The sequence below is a fragment of the Alteromonas sp. M12 genome (assembly GCF_037478005.1).
In the GTDB taxonomy this organism is placed as follows: domain Bacteria; phylum Pseudomonadota; class Gammaproteobacteria; order Enterobacterales; family Alteromonadaceae; genus Aliiglaciecola; species Aliiglaciecola lipolytica_A.
Genome location: NZ_CP144164.1, coordinates 4993248 through 5012782, shown reverse-complemented (window position 1 = coordinate 5012782; position 19535 = coordinate 4993248). Strand labels below are relative to the sequence as shown.

The following is a 19535-nucleotide window of genomic DNA, read 5'->3' as shown; positions in this document are numbered from 1 at the left end:
TAAAAAAGTCCGTCACGAGGCGGTTTAAGCCCGTTAAAAGTTAAAATAACTCGATAATTAAAAACACTCGCTGAAGTGAAAATTGTCCAATTATTGTTCTTGTTCATCCCCTTTAGCGTAGGGGGTTGTGAATTATCTCGCATTCCCACTACTAAGTGCAATACTGATTTAGATATAATTTACTAAACCTTAGTCTAATACCACCTATCTAGTTGTTTTAGTTAATTATTTTATTATATTATGAAAAATTAAAAAGCTATAACCTTGTATTATTTTGAATTCGTGGTGGATAAAAATAATCTATAAAAATCACCATTTAGAAAAAATCAACTAGCTTTTTGTGGATAACCTCATTTAATTTTATACAGTTATCAACAGTTAATTAATTTATTATAAAAATAAAAGCAAATAATTTAACGATCTCTGCGATCAATGATTGACAACAGGTACAAATATCTCTAGTATTCCGCATCCTTTTTGAGCGCAATGGTTAAACGTCTATTGAAGTTCATTTTGTATTAACCTTTATGTATCGGGACTAGGTCATGAAAAGAACATTTCAACCAAGTAACTTAAAGCGTAAGCGTTCACACGGTTTTCGTGCCCGTATGGCGACAAAGAATGGACGTAAAGTCCTTGCTAATCGTCGTGCTAAAGGCCGTGCTCGTTTATCAGCCTAATTTCTCAAAGTGAGTGAAAATTCGTTTTCTCGGGAGCTAAGACTTTTAACTCCCACTCACTTTGAAAAAGTCTTTCAAAAAGCTATCCCCTCAGTTTCACCTCAACTCACTGTGTTAGGCCGTTTCAATCAGCTAGATCATCCTAGGCTGGGTATTACTATATCCAAAAAACGCGTCAAAAAAGCCCACGATAGAAATCGCATTAAACGTCTTATCAGAGAAAGTTTTCGCGTGCATCAACACCAACTTCCAAACACTGATATAGTTGTGGTTGGAAAAAGTGGCTTAGACACAATGACGAATCAACAAATAACATTGTTGTTAGGAAAATTATGGAAAAAGCTCTCAAACCGTTGCGCGCAATCCCAGTCTGGTTGATACGACAATATCAACTTTGGATTTCTCCTATGCTAGGGCAAAATTGTCGTTTTCACCCGACTTGTTCTCAGTACGGTATAGAAGCTATTTCCAAACATGGGTTTTGGGTAGGAAGTTGGTTGACGATTCGAAGAATTAGTAAATGTCACCCCTTACATCAGGGTGGTATTGACCATGTACCAGAAAATAAGGCGAAAAAACACGAATGAACTTATCATTTGCCTCATTTGCCTATACTATTTCGCCCTGTGAAAAATTAGAAGTAATAAATACGTTCACAAATAGACTACTCTATTTGTGAAAAGCTAAATGCGGTCTTAAAAAATCGCAAAATTGAACACGTAGTTAAAGAGTATTATATGGAATCCCAACGCAGTTTTTTGATAATTGGCCTAGCTTTGGTCAGTTTTCTATTATGGCAAGAATGGCAAAAAGACTATGGTCCTCAGCCCGTTCAACCTACTCAAATAGTTGAACAAGCACCTTTGTCCACACCTAGTTCTGATTTACCGCCCTCTACTATCTCAGACAATAACGGTGATGTCCCTGAATCAACGATAGTTGAAGATGTAAATCCGGTAGTTACACAATCTAATTCTGTTGTTCATGTTATATCTGACACATTAGATGTATTGATAGATACCCGTGGTGGCGATGTGATTTCCGCTAATCTTCGTAAGTTTCCGGTTACTCAAGGATCTGACGACTCATACAGCTTATTACGCCCTGATGCAGTCACTTTATACATTGCACAAAGCGGATTAGTTGGCAGAGATGCGATTGACACCAAAAAAGGGCGTCCCGCTTATGTAGTTAGCCAACAAGAATTCGTCATGCAAGACAAAGAATTGGTGGTTCCTTTAAAGTGGACCTCTGCTGATGGTGTAGCAATTACAAAACGATTCATATTTACCCCTGGTCATCACGATGTAAAAGTGGAATACGAAGTTGTAAACGGAAGTTCTCAAGTTAAGCAGTACCAACAATACGGCCAATTAAAACAGGCTATTGAGGGCACAGAAAGTAGTATGTTTATGCCGACCTACCGTGGTGGTGCATTCTCTACTCAAGACGACCGTTATTCAAAATTCTCTTTTGATGACATGGAAGATGAAAAACTAAACAAAACAACCGTTGGTGGTTGGGCTGGCATGCTAGAACATTACTTTGTATCGGCTTGGGTTCCACCTCAAGAAGACACAAATCAGTTGTACAGTACTGTGGTTCAGTCTAGATATGCTGCAATTGGCTTTAAAGGCGCACCTGTAGATGTTGCACCAGGTGATTCAACCACCATTACAAGTACATTGTACATGGGTCCTAAAGACCAAGATTCACTTGCCCAAATAGCGCGCGGTTTAGACCTTACTGTTGATTACGGTGTGCTTTGGTGGATTTCACAGCCTTTGTTTGCATTACTGCAATTTATTCAAAGTATTGTGATTAACTGGGGACTAGCCATTGTCATCATTACGATTATTGTTAAAGGGGCTATGTATCCCCTGACTAAGAAACAATATGAGTCTATGGCCAAAATGCGTAACTTAGCGCCTAAGATGGCACAACTAAAAGAACGTTTTGGTGATGACAGACAAAAAATGTCTCAAGCCATGATGGAAATGTATAAGAAAGAGAAAGTGAACCCCATGGGTGGCTGTTTCCCTCTTCTTCTGCAAATGCCTATATTCTTAGCACTATATTGGGTTCTACTAGAGAGTGTTGAATTAAGACACGCTGATTTTATATTTTGGATCACTGACTTATCAGTCAAAGACCCGTATTTTGTATTACCAGTATTAACTGGCTTGAGTATGTACTTATTGCAGAAACTGCAACCTATGACGATTCAAGATCCAATGCAGCAGAAAATCATGCAATGGATGCCAGTAGCTATGAGTTTATTCTTCTTCATATTCCCAGCTGGTCTAGTTTTATATTGGTTAATAAGTAACGTTATTACCTTGGTTCAAGCTAAAATTATTTACTCGTCCATGGAAAAACGTGGATTAAAAGCTAAATAAAAAGTGATTGGCACCAAATAAAAGTGAAAGCCCGCCATTGCGGGCTTTTTTGTCTAAGTTTACAGGTTTACAATATACTCAAAATTAAAACAGGAGTAATAAATGCCCTCTTTTGACATTGTTTCAGAAATTGAAATGAACGAAGTTCGTAACGCAGTTGACAACGCTAATCGTGAACTCAGTACACGCTTTGATTTTCGAGGTGTTGAAGCCTCCATTGAATTCAAAGATGAATCAGTCGTGCTGACTGCTGAAGGCGACTTTCAAATTCAACAACTCACAGATATGCTGCGTAATGCGTGTTCTAAGCGTAACTTAGACACTAATGCCATGGATCCTCAAGATACGGTAAGAAGTGGTAAAACCCACCGTAGCACCATCAAATTCAAACAAGGCATTGAGCAACCCATTGCTAAAAAAATCGTGAAGTTAATTAAAGATAAAAAAATGAAAGTACAAGCCAGCATTCAAGGCGATCAACTTCGTGTAACCGGCAAAAAACGTGATGACTTGCAAGCGGTGATGGCGTTACTTAGGGGCGAAGATATGGGTCAACCGTTGCAATTTAACAACTTTCGCGATTAATCAGGCAATACTATTTTGGAATTACCAACTGACACTATTGTTGCTCAAGCCACAGCCCCAGGTCGTGGCGGCGTAGGCATAGTTAGAGTTTCTGGACCACTAGCGAAAACTGTTGCCTTAGCATTACTAGGTAAAACGTTAACGCCAAGGAAAGCAGAATACTTGGCGTTCTTAGACGAAGACAACCAGACTTTGGACCAAGGTATTGCGTTGTTCTTCGAAAACCCACATTCGTTTACTGGTGAAGACGTACTAGAGCTGCAAGGTCATGGTGGTCAAATCATTTTGGATTTGCTGATTAAGCGAATACTCAAAATACCCAAAATACGTATGGCTCGACCTGGCGAGTTTAGCGAACGCGCATTTTTGAATGATAAGCTCGACCTAGCCCAAGCTGAGGCCATAGCCGATCTAATTGATGCTAGTTCAGTCCAAGCGGCTAAAAGCGCTATGCGTTCGTTACAAGGCGAATTTTCAGCACATATCCACCAGCTGGTGGAAAAAGTGATACATCTAAGAATGTACGTAGAAGCAGCCATCGATTTTCCAGAAGAAGAAATCGATTTTTTAAGTGACGGAAAAGTAGCTAAAGATCTGAACGACATCATTACCCAAATGCAAAACGTCAAACAACAAGCCAAGCAAGGTAGCTTGTTACGTGAAGGTATGCAGGTGGTTATTGCCGGTAAACCTAATGCAGGGAAATCAAGTCTACTCAATGCTCTAGCTGGACGCGATGCCGCCATTGTAACCGATATCGCAGGCACCACTCGAGATGTTCTCAAAGAACATATCCATTTAGATGGCATGCCACTGCATATCATTGATACTGCGGGGCTTAGAGAGAGCTCAGACAAAGTAGAGCAAATCGGCATCCAACGAGCTTGGCAAGAAATACAAAAAGCAGACAGAGTTTTATTCATGCTAGATAGCTGTGAAAGTGCGGAAAATGATCCGCATAAAATCTGGCCTGAATTTATGCAAAAATTGCCCGCTAATATTGGCCTGACCTTGGTTCGAAATAAGGTCGATTTATCCGGTGAGTCAGTGGGATTTGAACAACACGGTGACACACCAGTCTACCGTCTATCAGCAAGTCTAAATCAAGGTGTTGAAGCCTTAGCTGAACACCTTAAAGAATGTATGGGTTTTGACCAAAGTTCTGAGGGCCAATTCATTGCCAGACGAAGACACTTAGATGCCATAGATCGAGCAGCAGAACACTTAGATATTGGACAACAACAACTGCATGAACATATTGCCGGAGAGATTTTGGCAGAAGAATTGCGTTTAACCCAGCAAGCATTAAATGAGATCACCGGTGAATTCAGTTCAGACGATTTACTCGGACGCATATTTTCTTCATTTTGTATCGGTAAATAAAGGTCAACAACATGGCAAATTATGAAATCATTGTAGGCACTATGTTAGGGGCAAGCGAATATGTAGCCGATGCCTTGCAAGAAACATTGGAAGCCAATGGACACAGTGCAAACATTCACTTAGAACCTAATATTGAAGAGATACCCAACGAAGGAAAATGGTTGATTTGTACCAGTACCCATGGGGCTGGTGAATTACCCGATAATATCCAAGCATTCGCCAAGCAAATTAAAAATCACTCATTAGATAATGTACAGTTTTTAGTCGTTGGTTTAGGTGATAGCAGTTACGACACCTATTGTTATGGTGCAAAAACAATGCAGGAGTTATTACACAATTCGGGGGCGACACTACTATCCCCCGCTTTTCATATTGATGTACTAAACCACCCAATTCCTGAAGAAGCCGCCGTTGAATGGCTAACGTCTTACTTACAACAAAACTAACTTACTGATTATGAATTCATCGGAACAAGCCGCTCTCACACAAGAACTTAGCAATGATGCTAGAGTGCTGTATTTGCTTGGCCTGCGACCTATTGCTGATGAACAAACAGGACTAACCGCACCGTTAAATTACAAGCAGTTAATTGCACTGTTAAATAGTAAAACCAAAGAATTTACCTTGGGAAGACAAATCAATGGGCTGATTAAAGAGCTCGTTAAACAACAACTGGTAGAAATAGAACCTGACGCCTCTTTAGACAAAAGCTTCAACCAACAACGGGTCCGTTTACCACTACTGAATATTAAACAAGACGACTACCCTAGCCTTCATTTACAATGGAGTGGGATGACGGCAACATGGAAACCACATCAAACTGCCTTTGAAGATTTAGCTTCTTTGGTAGGGATTATTGACAAAGACTACAGCCAACATGAACTGGGTGAATTTATTGCCTATTGGATGGGTCGACCTGAACTACAATTTAGTCAATACCAATGGACCCAGAAATTTGTCTTTCAAATTAAGCAAAGACGCTTAGCAAGTGGCGTTAAAAATGTTCAGAAGGTGGGAAATCAGTGGGTTACTCCTAAAGCAGGTGTTGAAGCTGATGATAACGCTAAACAACTTGTCGCTAAGTATAGTAAGAAATAGCACAGTAAAAAAACAACCATAAAAGAGCAAAAATACGTGGACAGTATCAAACAAAAATTAGATCAATTAGCTAAAGCTTTGGGTAAAACCAATGTTCCTGATACCTATACTGACTACAAAGAGGTGCGAGCGCAATACGAGCGTTTAGCCAACGAAGACGTCAAGAAAATGCAGCAAGAAGCAAAACTAAGACGTATTCAAGAAATCCACGGGCGCTCAGATCTCAATCCAAAATGGAACTTCCAAACACTGATAGAAGATAGCGATGACGTAATTGAAGCGGTGAGTATTGCTCAGTCATTTATTGCTGCCCACGATGATCCAATATGGCGTTCAAGCGGCTCACATATGATGATATTTTATGGTGATTATGGCCGCGGAAAATCGCATATTGCCGGTGCGATTGCCCACCAGCTAATCGACCAATATGAAATATCAGTATTGTATAGACAACTTTCAAGTCTGCTTGAGATGCGCTTCTTTTCATATGATTACAATGCTACAGATAACGTTGCCGAACAATTTAGAGAAATACAAAAAGAATTGTTGGATGTGGATTTATTAATCCTGGATGAAGTATGCGTTAACGAAACCATGCTTAAAAAGAATACTCAAAGCTGGCTAGGTAACTTGCTGCGACAACGATTGGTGAATAACAAAAATTGTATATTGATTACCAATCACAATTTAGCTGAATTAGAAAATGCGTTGGGTAAATACTGCTTTGAGTCAATTAAGGAATACGATACTTACAAAGTAAAATTTTCCGGTCCTAGCCGCCGCAAAGAAATTATTCCTCAAGCCCCAGAAGCGATGAACGTTAGCAGCGGTTATCAGCCTAATCAGGTAAAATAAACCGCTGTAGCATAGGCTCGGTCATCAACCTCCCCTTTACCAATACTGCGCTGAGGTTCAAATTTAGTCGAGGCTCAGCACTTTTTCAGCGGTGTACTCGTTGGTGATCAATCCGTTTATCATCTTAGACCTAAGCGCGCCCAAAATAGCATCTACCTTTTCTTGACCTGCCGCTATACCAATCACAGGTTTATCAGAACTTACAGCCAAAGGCGTACTGGCAACACGATCATTTACAGCACAGTCTAATAGTTTGCCATTACGGTCAAAGACCCAACTAATGATCTCTCCAACTGCACCGTTTTTTTGCAAATCTTTCAGCTCTTCTTTAGTAATAAATCCATCTAACATCAACGGGGAATGCAAACCAAGATTTCCAATTCCTACGAAGGTAACATCCGCATTAGCGGCTAACGCTAAATTACTGGCAATATTATATTGCGAATGCAATTGTTCTTTTTCTTCTTTGCTGCGAGGTAATACAGGTAAAGGCATTGGGTAATGCTTGGCTTTAATATGTTCTGCCATACGCACTACTACATCGTAAGGAGATGCGGAACCATCTAATGTCATGTTCCCCAACAAAGCGACTATTTTGTGTTGCTCACAGTCCAATGAGGAAAGCTCATCAACACAATCGCGTAAAACCCGACCTGTCCCCATGGCAAGCACTTTGGGTTCAGCCGATTTAAGGTGCTTTTCAATTTCATCTGCACCAGCTTGAGCGAGTCCCAAAGTTGATTCAGAATCATCGCTAGGCACCACTTCACAGGTGGTTAAACCAAAGCGATCTTTGAGTTTAACGCTCAAGTCCATGCACTTAGCAATGGGATGATCTAACCTAACCTTGATTAAGCCCTTACTGACCGACAAAGCAACCATACGTTGAGCTGATTGACGGGATACATTGAGTTTTTTAGCAATTTCGTCTTGGGTTTTACCGGCCACATAATACAACCAACCAGCTCTAGCTGCTTCATCTAGCTTACGCATTTCGGCATTCGTTAACTTAACCACTTTTACCTCGCTATTGGCTTGCTTGAATTGAGAGAAGGAACCAGTTCAAATAACTGCTGCCAATCAAATATTGTTGCCACATTGTTTGCTATATCCGTTTCTAATATGCCTTTATGCTTCAGATGACTTGCGCCAGCGTACTTAATGACTTGCATATTGGCTGCTAGGGCCCCTTGAATACCAGCTTGTGAATCTTCAATCACTAAACAATTTTCTGGCTCTACACCGACTCTAGAGGCTGCGTGCAGAAATATATCAGGGGCAGGTTTGCCATTTTTCACCTCTGAGGAGGTAAAAACCCTATCGCTAAAAAAATCGCTTAAACCGATAGTTTGCAGAGCAAATTTCACTCTTTGCGGGCTGCTACTAGTAGCAACACAACTGTTTGTTTGTAATGCTGCAAGCATATCCTTTAAACCATCGGTAGAAACCAATTCTTGTGCAAACACCTGCAACAATGCAGCTAAATAATTTTCTCGAAACTGCTCAGTTAACGTCACAGAGTAGTCTGTTAACACCCTAGCAGTAACAGATTTAAAGCTTTGTCCGAGAAAATAAGTGTCGAAGTAACTATCAGAGATACTGACACCCAGATCTTCAAGCATTGAAAGCAACACCCGCTTACTCAGAATTTCACTATCGATTAATACCCCATCACAATCGAAAATAACCAAATCAATTGAACAGGGTGAAAGCGAAGTTTGGGTTTGCGTCATGATAGTGTCACCAGTTAAGAAAATTACTACAAGTAGTGTTTTAAGGTATTAGAAGTACCGACATCCCAGAGCATGTTCAACCAATTTGAAAAATCTCGAATAAAGGTATCTTGGCTCCCAAGTGTCCCAAATATATCATGCATTTGCAAAAATATAGATGGATTATCCTTAGCTAATATTGCTTGGTTTATCAGTCTATTAGCTTGTTGATCCTGAATCGTTATAGGGCTATCTGGATCTCCTCCTTGTGCACATAAACGACACCATAATGCAATTACCAATGCTAACCCTTTACAGTCGTTTCCTTGACTTAAGTTGGCTTGAATAATGGGTAAAATAAATTTTGGTAATCGATTGGAAGCGTCCTGACACAATCTAGGAACCGTATCCTTTACCTCTGGATTCGAAAAGCGCGATTCGATGAGTGAAAAATACTGATTAAAATCGACTCCAGGTACTGGGTTTAGCGTAGGAATGATTTCTTCACTCACTAATTTTTTAAGGTATTGTCCAATCAACGGGTTTGCCATCACTTGATGCACAAAATGAATACCTAAAAGAGCTGCAGGGTAAGCAATGGCGGCGTGACCACCATTGAGGATACGCAATTTCATCAATTCGAAAGGTTCGACATTCTCAACAAACTCGACCCCTACCTTTTCCAATGGCGGACGACCATTCACAAAGTCATCTTCCATTACCCACTGACGGAAAGGTTCGCAAAATACCGGCGCATTATCAGTGATTCCAAACAAATCTGTCAGTTTTTCTCGTTCCAAATTAGACGTAGCCGGAGTAATGCAATCTACCATTGAGTTGGGAAATGAAACCTTATCAGCAATCCAATCTGCCAATCCTTGATCGATTTCACTGGCCATTTGCGAAATTACACGTTTGGTAACCAAACCATTGTGAGGAATGTTGTCACATGACATAACAGTAAATGGTGCAATATGATTATCACGGCGATGTTGTAGCGCCTTAATGATTATGCCAAACACCGTTTTGGGTTTACTGAAGTTGTTTATATCCAGCTGAATTTCGGGGTCACTGAGATTAAATCCACCAGTTTTGTCATCCATGAAATAACCGCCTTCAGTAATCGTTAACGACACTATGCGTATTTCACTGTGACTCAAGGCTTGGATTACGCTGTCGGCATCATTTTCAATAAAATCTATCATTGATGCACAAACTTGCGCAGTTAATCCTTTACTATCTAATTCAACAACGGTCGTTAACCAATCTTGCTGTTGAAGTTTATCGCGCATCACCGCATCGAAAGACTTAGTACCAGCACCTCGAATTGCCCAATCTAAGGCTTCGCCAGAATTGAACAGCTGGTGTAAATACATAGCTTGATGTGCACGATGAAAATTACCCACTCCGATATGTACAATCCCTGCTGACAACGAATCCCTGGAATAGTTGGGTTTACCTATATTATTTGGTAATGCTTCAAGTGATTGATAGCACAGTTGAATTGCCATAAAAATTTACTCATTAAAATGCGAGCTTAGGAGCGGACATTGGCGCCTAAGCTCACTAAAGATTATTTAGCGATTACAGCATTATCGCCCCAAGACAAGGACGCTAAGGTCACACCGTCTTTATCAAAATGCATGATTTTATTTTGTGACGCGGTGAGATTGACAAGATCACCATATTTTAATGGACAATCTCCATCGTCTTTAATGGTCAATGTACCAACGCCGTCAACGTGAACATGCAGGAAAGTCTCTGAACCGAGGTGTTCAATAACCCCTACTTTTCCGCTCCATAAACCTTGTTCTTGAGTTACTTTCAAATGCTCTGGACGAACACCTATGCTGCTAGTTGGATCACCCTCAACAGGTTTTACATCAATGAAGTTCATTTTTGGTGAGCCGATGAAGCCCGCAACAAAACGGTTCACTGGATTTTGATATAACTCCATAGGCGTACCCACTTGCTCAATTACACCGCCATTAAATACCGCGATACGGTCAGCCATTGTCATCGCCTCAACCTGATCATGGGTTACATAGATCATTGTTGTTGCTAAGCTCTTGTGTAATTCAGAAATCTCAAGACGCATGTTAACTCTTAAAGATGCATCTAAGTTTGATAAAGGTTCATCGAACAAGAACGCCGAAGGCTGACGCACAATAGCGCGACCAATGGCCACACGTTGGCGTTGACCACCTGACAGTTGCCCTGGCTTACGGTCTAGGTAATCCCCTAAATTAAGAATCTTTGCTGCTGACGCGATTTTTTCTTCGATTTCAGCAGGATCTACTTTTGCTCGTTTTAATGGAAAGGCAATGTTGTTACGAACCGACATATGCGGATACAACGCATATGATTGAAACACCATCGCTAAACCGCGTTTCGCTGGTGGTGTTTTGGTCGCGTCTTTTCCATCTATTTCAATATTACCACTGGTGGTATCTTCTAAGCCTGCAATCATCCGTAATAACGTTGATTTACCACAACCAGATGGACCAACGAACACAATGAATTCACCGTCTTTAATTTCTAAGTCTAACGGCTTGATTACATTTACATCGCCGAAGCTTTTTGTTACTTGTTTTAAGGTAATGCTGCCCATTTCTAAATCTCCTATTTAACCGCGCCGAAACTCAATCCGCGCACTAATTGTTTCTGACTAAACCAACCCAATATGAGAATGGGTACAATGGCCATCGCTGATGCAGCTGATAACTTGGCGTAAAATAATCCTTCTGGACTAGAATAACTGGCTATAAAAGCAGTCAAAGGTGCAGCATTGGCGGCTGTTAATATGAGCGTCCAAAACGCCTCATTCCAGGCTAAAATAACGTTGAGTAATAATGTTGATGCAATACCAGGTAACGCGATAGGCAAGAGCACATGAAATATTTCTTCAAAAATTCCAGCACCATCCATACGCGAAGCTTCAAGGATCTCGTTTGGAATTTCTCTAAAATAGGTGTAGAGCATCCATACCATGATAGGCAAATTGATTAATGTCATCACAATCACCAAACCCAGTTTAGTATCGAGCAATGCAAAATCCCGGAACAACAAATAAATAGGAATTAAGACACCCACTGGCGGTAACATCTTGGTTGATAACATCCACATTAATAGGTTTTTAGTTCGCTTATTTTGCACAAACGCCATTGACCAAGCTGCAGGGATAGCGATTAACAATCCCAACAAACTAGACCCCACAGAAATCACCACAGAATTCCAGAAATGGTCAAAGTAAGGCGAACGTTCTAATACGTCAGAATAGTTCTCGAGCGTCCAATCAAACATAAACAAACTTGGACTGGCTGAAATCGCTTCTGCTTCAGTTTTAAAGCTGGTGATTAATGTCCATAAAATCGGAAAAAATATCATTCCACTTATGGTCCAGGCTAAAACGGTATAAATTACTTTTGATTTATTACTACTATTAATAGCCATTGTTTAGTCCTCCAAGTTTTTGCCGATTAGGCGCATTAGAAAAATAGCGACTATATTGGCGATAATAACGGCAACAATACCTCCCGCAGAGCCTCCTCCAACGTCAAATTGAAGCAATGATTGGGTATAAATCAAATAGGTAATATTGGTTGAGGCATATCCTGGTCCACCGCTGGTGGTCACCAATATTTCAGCGAATATTGACAGTAAAAATATGGTTTCTATCAAAATAACGGCTGTTATTGCCCGTGATAAATGCGGTAAAACAATGTAATAAAATTTACTGAAAGGACCCGCACCGTCTAAATCAGCCGCTTCCAACTGCTCACGATCTAAAGACTGAATAGCCGTCAACAAAATGAGGGCTGCGAAGGGTAACCACTGCCAAGAAACGATGAGAATAATTGACAGCAAAGGAATTTGCGCAAAAAAATCAACAGGCGCTACGCCTATCCAATTTGCAAAGTGAGCGAATAATCCGTTCACCGGATTCATAAACATATTTTTCCAGACTAATGCGGAAACGGTAGGCATTACGAAAAACGGCGCTAAAACCATTATACGTACATAGTTGCGACCCCAAATTGCTTGGTCCAACAATATGGCTAAGCCTATTCCGCCACAGATGGTAATCAACAACACACCGCCGACTAACCAAAGAGTATTAAAAAACGATTCTATAAATGCTGGATCTGTTAGAAAAAATTCGTAATTAAGGAAACCAATAAATTCATTGTTTCCTGGAATAAGAAGATTGTAATCCAAAAACGAGAAATACAATGTCATGCACAGCGGCACTATCATCCACGCCAACAACAATATGACTGATGGAAATAACATTATTCTAGCCAAAGTACGAGATTGTGTTGTTGCCATAACCTAGACCTCTTACAAGTGAAAGTATGGGTAAGTGTAGTTCACTTACCCGCAAAACTAAGTAAAACTACTTAGGGTAACGCGCCTTGCGCATTGCACGTTCAACCAAACGTTGTGAACTTGCTAACGCTTGCTTTACCGTCATTTGGCCAGTCAGTGCTGCCGCAAATTGTTGTCCTACAGCAGTGCCAATACCTTGAAATTCAGGAATAGCAACAAATTGCACGCCTACGTAAGGAACAGGATCAACCGTCGGATTTACAGGATCTGCAGATTGAATTGAATCTAACGTAATTTGTGCAAAAGGAGCTTCACTCATGTATTGAGGATTGTTGTACAAAGAAGCGCGAGTACCAGGAGGAACTTTCGCCCAACCTTTTTTCTCAGCAACTAACGCCGAATATTGTTTAGACGTTGCCCAACTAATAAACTTCATTGCTGCATCAGATTTTTTACTGCTTGAAGGGATTGCTAAAGTCCAAGCCCATAACCAATTTCCACGTTTGCCTAAGCCCATATCAGGAGCAAGAGCAAAACCAACTTTATCGGCTACTTCAGAATCAGTTTTGTTGGTAACAAAAGCGCCAGCAACAGTGGCATCGATCCAAATTCCACATTTCCCAGTTTGAAATAAAGCTAAGTTTTCGTTAAATCCATTAGCTGATGATCCTGGAGGACCAGACTCATTCATCACATCCACATAATATTGCAAGGTGTCGTGCCAAGCCTGAGTATTAAACTGTGGTTTCCAATTTTCATCGAACCAACGAGCGCCGAATGAGTTGGACATAGCTGTAATCAAAGCAATGTTCTCACCCCAACCTGCTTTACCGCGTAAACAAAGACCATATACGCCCGCTTCTTTATCCGTCATCGCCTTTGCAGCTTTGCGAATAAATTCCCAAGTGGGCTTTTTAGGCATCTCAAGACCGGCCTTTTTGATTAGATCAGTTCGGTACATCACCATTGAACTTTCGCCATAAAAAGGCGCAGCAAATAATTTATCGTCTACCGATAAACCACTTCTGATAGCGGGTAAAAGATCTTCAATATCGTAATCATCACCAAGGTTATCTAACTCTTTAAGCCAACCTTGATTTCCCCAAATTGGTACTTCATAAGTACCAATAGTCATCACGTCATATTGACCACCACTTGTGGCTACATCTGTTGTCACGCGTTGGCGAAGAATATTCTCTTCTAAGGTGACCCACTTTAGGTTGATACCTGGATTTTTACTTTCGAAATCGCTACTAAGCTCTTTCATCGTAATCATGTCACCGTTATTAACAGTAGCAATGGTGATAGTTTCAGCACTTACCACTGTGCTCAGTGTCATACAGACGGAAGCTAATATAGATAATTTTTTTAACATCGGGTGTACCCCTTATTTTCAAACATTTTTGCCCCATTTAACTAGGCTAAATGGGACGTTTTTATTTACGCTAGATAACTTAGAACTTAACTGAAATCTCAGATGTGAAACCGTCGAAACCAGTACCAATTTGACCGCCTGAGTTTGCACCTTCGTCTTGGTCAACATATTCAACTTTTAATAGGGTTCTATCGTTGAACCAGTATCCAGCTGCTACTTGAATACGCTCAACGGTATTGTCAGTTTGTTCAATAAGATCTGAAGTATTTTCAGCTTCGGCATAACGAGCAGCCAAGTAGAATTTATTAGGTATTAGGTAGTGCTGTGCTTCAAACGTGTAATATTTAACAGATGACTCACCTTTAATTACGCTATTTGAATCGAATGTTGTTCCGGTGGGATCAGCAATACCATCTACACCGAAATAAGTAATGCCGGCGACTGCATTTCCTGCCGCATCAGCAAAAGTATAGTCGTCTTTAGCTTTACCGATCATGAAAATCAAGCTAGTTTCTGGTGTAGGTTGATACGCCAAATTTAATTGCATAATAGACTGGTCAAGACCTGGCATTACACCAACATGGGTATCACGTTCGCTAGAAGGAGAAGCTGAGAAGTTGTAGTTCTCACCATCACCAAAACGGTAGTTAGTAGTGGTTAAACCATCAAGGCTGGCAATTCCATTTTCAAAACGGAGTTGATCTCCTTGATTAGCTTGTAGAAAATTCAATCCAGCTTTAAAACCACCAGCAAATTCTAAGGTACCTTGCAGTCGGTAGTTGAAACCTCTATCTTCTTGGAAAGCTTCGCCAAAACTTGATGTTGTAATATGACCGGTAACGTTATACGCCTTGATAATGCCATTATCTAAAGTCTCGCTATAGCTCAATTGCGCACCGTTTTCTGCAGTAGCGTAATCAGTTATACCGTTTCCAATTAGCGCATTTCCTTGGTTATCAGCACCATCTTGGAAACCTTTAAATTGAAAGGGAGAACCACCGATATTACCTAAACGAAGGGTTAAATTGGCATTTTCGCGAGCCATGCCTGAAAGACCAAGAAGTTCAAACTCAATACCCGCATAATCTTGGTGAAAAGAAAAATCTCTGTCGCCGTTATTACCGAAATCATTAGGCTCTTCAGCAATATCAACATCAGCAGTAATGTATTCGTTGATATGGAATTTAAACATCAAGTTAACTCTAATTCGACCGAATCCAGAAGATTGCACTTCATCTACTGGGCGAAATGCACCTTCTTTGGCTTGAATAGCTTGATAATTTTGCATGGCTAAGAAATTTACCTCAGCTAAGCCATCAAGGAATTCAGCTGCATTTACATGAGCAGGGATAGAAGCGGTCATTATAGCTGCTGCAAGCAGGCTCATCTTGCCAAATGCTAATGGTCGAGAATTAGATTCGAGAAAGCCGTCAGTTCCGTTGATTTTTGAATCGGACAAATTAATTTCCTTTGTGCTGGCCGACAAAACTGATGTTTTATGAATTTTTTTAAACATTGTGAACTCTCTAATTTAGTTACTGATTAGTTTTTAATAATTAAATTTTTTGAATGTTTTTGTTCCCAAAATAGCATTCAATCCTCGCCAAAACTGATGGGCAATGAAAAACATAAATGAGCCAATGAAGATATATGGTCATATGCTCACCGTTTGAGCATATTCTTTAAAAAGGGTAATTTAGTCAACCTTTAATTAACAATTATTTTTCATTGGTTAATTTCACAAACCATTTTATTGTCTTTTAAAATAATTTAACTACTTGTTTTATATAACAATATTTTTAAATTAGTGGTTGCGATTAAGTTAAATAATTAATTGAACAATTGTTAAAGAAATTTACTGGATTGATAACAAAATGAAGAGTTTTTGAGAATAAACGAAAGTTTAAAATAGATAAAATAAGCAGAAGGTTAATAAATTAACCCAAATTTTGAGGCGTTTTTTCAACGGTAAAAAACGAAATAATCCAAACCTGTAGCAGGGACTTTAGTCCCTGAAAACTTAGATAAAATATTCCATGGGATAAATCCCATGCTACAAATCCAAAATTACCTCAACCTGTAGCAGGGGCTTTAGTCCCTGAAAACTTAAATAAAATACTCCATGGGATAAATCCCATGCTACAAATCCAAAATAACCTCAACCTGTAGCAGGGGCTTTAGTCCCTGTAAAAATAGATGGAAGAATCAAGAAGATAAATTCCCAATTACAATTTTTTGATGGATATACTGCCGCCACTGGAATGCAACTCCAACGTTGGACCTCCGCCATTAATTTCACCGCGAATAGAATGCTTTTTAACTCGACCATCCACATCAAATTCAGAACGGACTCTGCCACCGCTGGTGGAAGCATCTATATCAATCGCGATAGTATCGAGTAAATAGGCAGTAACAGATCCACCTGAGGTTGAAAGCTCCGCATCTTCACTCGGTTGCTTAGTCATAGTCACACGAATGCTGCCACCCGAGGTGTGGGCGTCAATTGCACCGTGTATCTCTTTGCTCTTAATAGCGCCACCGGATGTTTTTAAAACAACATCACCTGTAATATTGCCAACATTAATATGGCCACCTGAAGTGTGAGCATCAATATCTCCCACCAGATCATCAATATCAATTGAGCCACCAGAGGTATGTAATTCCAAATCAAAGTTTTTAGGCACGGTAATTCTAAATTCAGCTCGAATATCTCTGTTCCCCCCCCACTTTTTAAGCTTATTCATTTTACCAATAATATTTACGGTATTGCCTTTCGCTTCGTGGGTAACCTTTAAATCATTGGCATCGTCACCGTCAATATCCACTTCCAAAAGCACGGTATCTTGATTATGGGTATCGATAATTAAACGGCCCACGTCAGTACGTATAAATAAGGTTCCACCACTTTGGGCATCAATACTTTGATTAATAGTTCTTGCAGACAGATTAAAACTCACCAGTAAAACGGCGAGTGATAACAAAGACAATATTTTAGATTGATTCGATTTAAACATAAGGTTCTCTTGTTTGGCTGTGGTATGTAACTAAGTCGCAACAACCAATCAAAAGGTTTAAATGCATTTAATAAAAGATTCCATGGGATAAATCCCATGCTACAAACCCAAAATTACTTCAACCTGTAGCAGCGGCTTTAGTCCCTGAAAACATAGATAAAAGAATCCATGGGATAAATCCCATGCTACAAACCCAAATTACCTCAACCTGTAGCAGGGGCTTTAGTCCCTGAAAACTTAGATAAAATATTCCATGGGATAAATCCCATGCTACGAATCCCAAATTACTTCAATCTGTAGCATGGACTTTAGTCCCTGAAAACTTAAATAAAATACTCCATGGGATAAATCCCATGCTACAAATCCAAAATTACCTCAATCTGTAGCGAGGGGCTTTAGCCCCTGTAAACATAGATAAAATAATCCATAGGATAAATCCCATGCTACAAACCCAAAACAACCTCAATCTGTAGCGAGGGGCTTTAGTCCCTGAAAACATAGATAAAATAATCCATGGGATAAATCCCATGCTACAAATCCTAAATTACCTCAACCTATAGCAGGGGCTTTAGTCCCTGTGTTCATGGATAGAAGAATCCATGACTATTCAGATATTATGGGCGATTACGACCATATTGATCATGACTAGACACCCATTCGTCGGCCACGACAGCGGCGCCAAGGGATAACTCGCCACACAACACAGTTGCAGCGACTATTTCGGCAAATTTATTAACTCCACCTTTACCATAACAATCCAACATTTCTAAACATTCACGTTGTGAGGCTAAGCCGGTCCCGCCACCATAAGTAGCGACAACTAACGAAGGTATAGTGACTGAAAAATAATAATTTCCCTCAGGGGTAATTTCGCTAAAAGTATAACCCGCTGATGATTCGGCAACATTTGCAACATCTTGTCCACACGCAATAAATAGCGCAGTTACCCCATTGGCAAAATGCGCTCCGTTACTCACACTGCCGGCCATAAACGCGCCCATATTTGAAAATTGTCGCTGTTTATATAACTCTTCAGGAGTGCAATGCATCAATGACTTCATTAATCCTGCTGGAATAACCGCCTCAGCCACTACCCGCTTACCTCGTGTGTGTAATGAATTAACAAAAGAATGCTTTTTATCCGTATCTAAATTCGCCGATAACGCAAAATGTTCAATACCATCAATGTTTTGTTCCAAAATCCACTGACATGCATGGCGTGTAGCTTTACTCACCATGTTCTGGCCAGCCGCGTCGCCACAAGTATAGTTGAATCGCAACCAGCGCATTTTCGAAACCGCGTATTGCTCAATATCAGTTAATTTGCCTATTGAGGTGGTTTCTTCTGCTTTAGCTTTAATTAAAGAGAAATTGTCACTGACCCATTTGCCAAACGCGAGGGCTGCTCTTGCATCGCGAAATGAAAACAACGGTGCTCGTTGCATCGCATCATCTATTACCGTGGTTTTAATGCCACCAGCTTCATTGGTCAATCTCATCCCACGATTGTAACTGGCCACTAAGGTACCTTCGGTGGTCGCCATAGGTACGTAAAATTCACCTTTTGCGTCAATACCATCCACCAACAGTGGACCCGCCAAGCCAATCGGAACTTGTGCAACACCTAAAAAATGTTCAATATTTCCTGGCAATGTTTCTGGTTCAATAGAAAAGTGACCGACATTTTCAAGGGATTTTCCGGCATGCTGTTTTACAAATTCTCTTCGGGTCTTAGCCATAGCATGGCTATAGTCAGCTAATTTATCGCGAGGTATTTTAGGCATAATTACTGGTTTTGTTATTCAAATGTTAAAATCAGTATCGGCTATTAGTTATCCAATAGACAAATTGTCACTATGTATGCACATAAATAATATTTTCGAATAGTTGTACCACTTTCAAACCTGTAACAGGGGCTTTAGTCCCAATAAAAAGATGAAGATTCGATGGAAAATAAGCCATATTCCACACCCTAAATTGGCCAAAAGTTTACTCGCTGAATCGGATCTTTGGATTTGTTTATAACAAATGTTAGATAAAAACATGAAATAAATGAGATCAAACTAAGTATATTTTCAATATTCCGATCTGATCTAGATTAAAAA

Annotated in this window: 19 protein-coding genes; 9 read left to right on the top strand and 10 right to left on the bottom strand. The window is 40.1% G+C overall.

Annotation, left to right across the window (positions count from 1 at the left end; genetic code table 11):
• Positions 1-545 precede the first annotated feature (545 nt).
• The 9 genes from rpmH to VUI23_RS21650 all read left to right on the top strand — a co-directional run bounded on the left by rpmH (position 546) and on the right by VUI23_RS21650 (position 7000).
• Positions 546-680, top strand: coding sequence for a 50S ribosomal protein L34 (rpmH, locus tag VUI23_RS21690; RefSeq protein WP_008842504.1), 135 nt, complete (start codon positions 546-548; stop codon positions 678-680).
• Between the two features lie 9 nt (positions 681-689).
• Complete coding sequence (gene rnpA / locus VUI23_RS21685; protein ID WP_216046796.1) at positions 690-1058, top strand: ribonuclease P protein component; 369 nt, start codon at positions 690-692, stop codon at positions 1056-1058.
• Positions 1013-1267 (top strand): membrane protein insertion efficiency factor YidD, encoded by a 255-nt coding sequence (yidD, locus tag VUI23_RS21680; RefSeq protein ID WP_216046797.1) that lies wholly within the window; start codon positions 1013-1015, stop codon positions 1265-1267. Before rnpA ends, yidD begins: the two co-directional genes overlap by 46 nt.
• A 150-nt stretch (positions 1268-1417) precedes the next feature.
• A complete protein-coding gene (gene yidC, locus VUI23_RS21675; protein ID WP_342806090.1) occupies positions 1418-3079 on the top strand; it encodes a membrane protein insertase YidC in 1662 nt (553 codons plus the stop codon).
• Between the two features lie 102 nt (positions 3080-3181).
• Positions 3182-3664 carry a YajQ family cyclic di-GMP-binding protein gene (locus VUI23_RS21670; RefSeq protein WP_216046799.1) on the top strand — a complete coding sequence of 161 codons (483 nt, stop codon included), beginning with the start codon at positions 3182-3184 and terminating at the stop codon, positions 3662-3664.
• A gap of 15 nt (positions 3665-3679) precedes the next feature.
• Positions 3680-5047, top strand: a complete 1368-nt coding sequence (mnmE, locus tag VUI23_RS21665; RefSeq protein ID WP_342806088.1) for a tRNA uridine-5-carboxymethylaminomethyl(34) synthesis GTPase MnmE — start codon at positions 3680-3682, stop codon at positions 5045-5047.
• An 11-nt stretch (positions 5048-5058) separates the two neighbouring features.
• Entirely contained in the window at positions 5059-5493 is a 435-nt protein-coding gene (gene mioC, locus VUI23_RS21660; protein ID WP_216046801.1) for an FMN-binding protein MioC, read from the top strand.
• Positions 5494-5503: 10 nt separating this feature from the next.
• Positions 5504-6145, top strand: coding sequence for a DnaT-like ssDNA-binding domain-containing protein (locus VUI23_RS21655; RefSeq protein WP_342806086.1), 642 nt, complete (start codon positions 5504-5506; stop codon positions 6143-6145).
• A 36-nt stretch (positions 6146-6181) separates the two neighbouring features.
• Complete coding sequence (locus tag VUI23_RS21650) at positions 6182-7000, top strand: ATP-binding protein (protein ID WP_303501970.1); 819 nt, start codon at positions 6182-6184, stop codon at positions 6998-7000.
• A gap of 63 nt (positions 7001-7063) precedes the next feature.
• On the opposite strand, the gene VUI23_RS21645 is transcribed toward VUI23_RS21650, so the two are convergent.
• The 10 genes from VUI23_RS21645 to VUI23_RS21600 form a co-directional block, all read right to left on the bottom strand.
• Positions 7064-8017, bottom strand: coding sequence for a sugar-binding transcriptional regulator (locus VUI23_RS21645; RefSeq protein ID WP_216046804.1), 954 nt, complete (start codon positions 8015-8017; stop codon positions 7064-7066).
• Between the two features lie 2 nt (positions 8018-8019).
• The gene (locus tag VUI23_RS21640; RefSeq protein ID WP_216046805.1) at positions 8020-8733 is read right to left on the bottom strand and encodes an HAD family hydrolase; all 714 of its coding nucleotides are present in this window, start codon (positions 8731-8733) and stop codon (positions 8020-8022) included.
• 26 nt (positions 8734-8759) lie between these two features.
• Positions 8760-10223: a mannitol dehydrogenase family protein gene (locus tag VUI23_RS21635; RefSeq protein ID WP_342806084.1), complete on the bottom strand. Its 1464-nt coding sequence runs from the start codon at positions 10221-10223 to the stop codon at positions 8760-8762.
• Between the two features lie 62 nt (positions 10224-10285).
• Entirely contained in the window at positions 10286-11323 is a 1038-nt protein-coding gene (locus tag VUI23_RS21630) for an ATP-binding cassette domain-containing protein (protein WP_342806082.1), read from the bottom strand.
• Positions 11324-11334: 11 nt separating this feature from the next.
• Positions 11335-12165 (bottom strand): carbohydrate ABC transporter permease, encoded by an 831-nt coding sequence (locus tag VUI23_RS21625; RefSeq protein ID WP_216046808.1) that lies wholly within the window; start codon positions 12163-12165, stop codon positions 11335-11337.
• A 3-nt stretch (positions 12166-12168) separates the two neighbouring features.
• Positions 12169-13041, bottom strand: a complete 873-nt coding sequence (locus VUI23_RS21620) for a sugar ABC transporter permease (RefSeq protein ID WP_216046809.1) — start codon at positions 13039-13041, stop codon at positions 12169-12171.
• A gap of 67 nt (positions 13042-13108) precedes the next feature.
• Positions 13109-14416, bottom strand: a complete 1308-nt coding sequence (locus tag VUI23_RS21615; RefSeq protein WP_216046810.1) for a sugar ABC transporter substrate-binding protein — start codon at positions 14414-14416, stop codon at positions 13109-13111.
• A gap of 79 nt (positions 14417-14495) precedes the next feature.
• A complete protein-coding gene (locus tag VUI23_RS21610; RefSeq protein WP_342808333.1) occupies positions 14496-15803 on the bottom strand; it encodes a hypothetical protein in 1308 nt (435 codons plus the stop codon).
• An 838-nt stretch (positions 15804-16641) separates the two neighbouring features.
• On the bottom strand, positions 16642-17430 hold the full coding sequence (locus VUI23_RS21605; RefSeq protein ID WP_342806080.1) for a hypothetical protein: 789 nt from the start codon (positions 17428-17430) through the stop codon (positions 16642-16644).
• A gap of 614 nt (positions 17431-18044) precedes the next feature.
• Positions 18045-19214 carry a hydroxymethylglutaryl-CoA reductase gene (locus VUI23_RS21600; RefSeq protein ID WP_342806078.1) on the bottom strand — a complete coding sequence of 390 codons (1170 nt, stop codon included), beginning with the start codon at positions 19212-19214 and terminating at the stop codon, positions 18045-18047.
• Positions 19215-19535 lie beyond the last annotated feature (321 nt).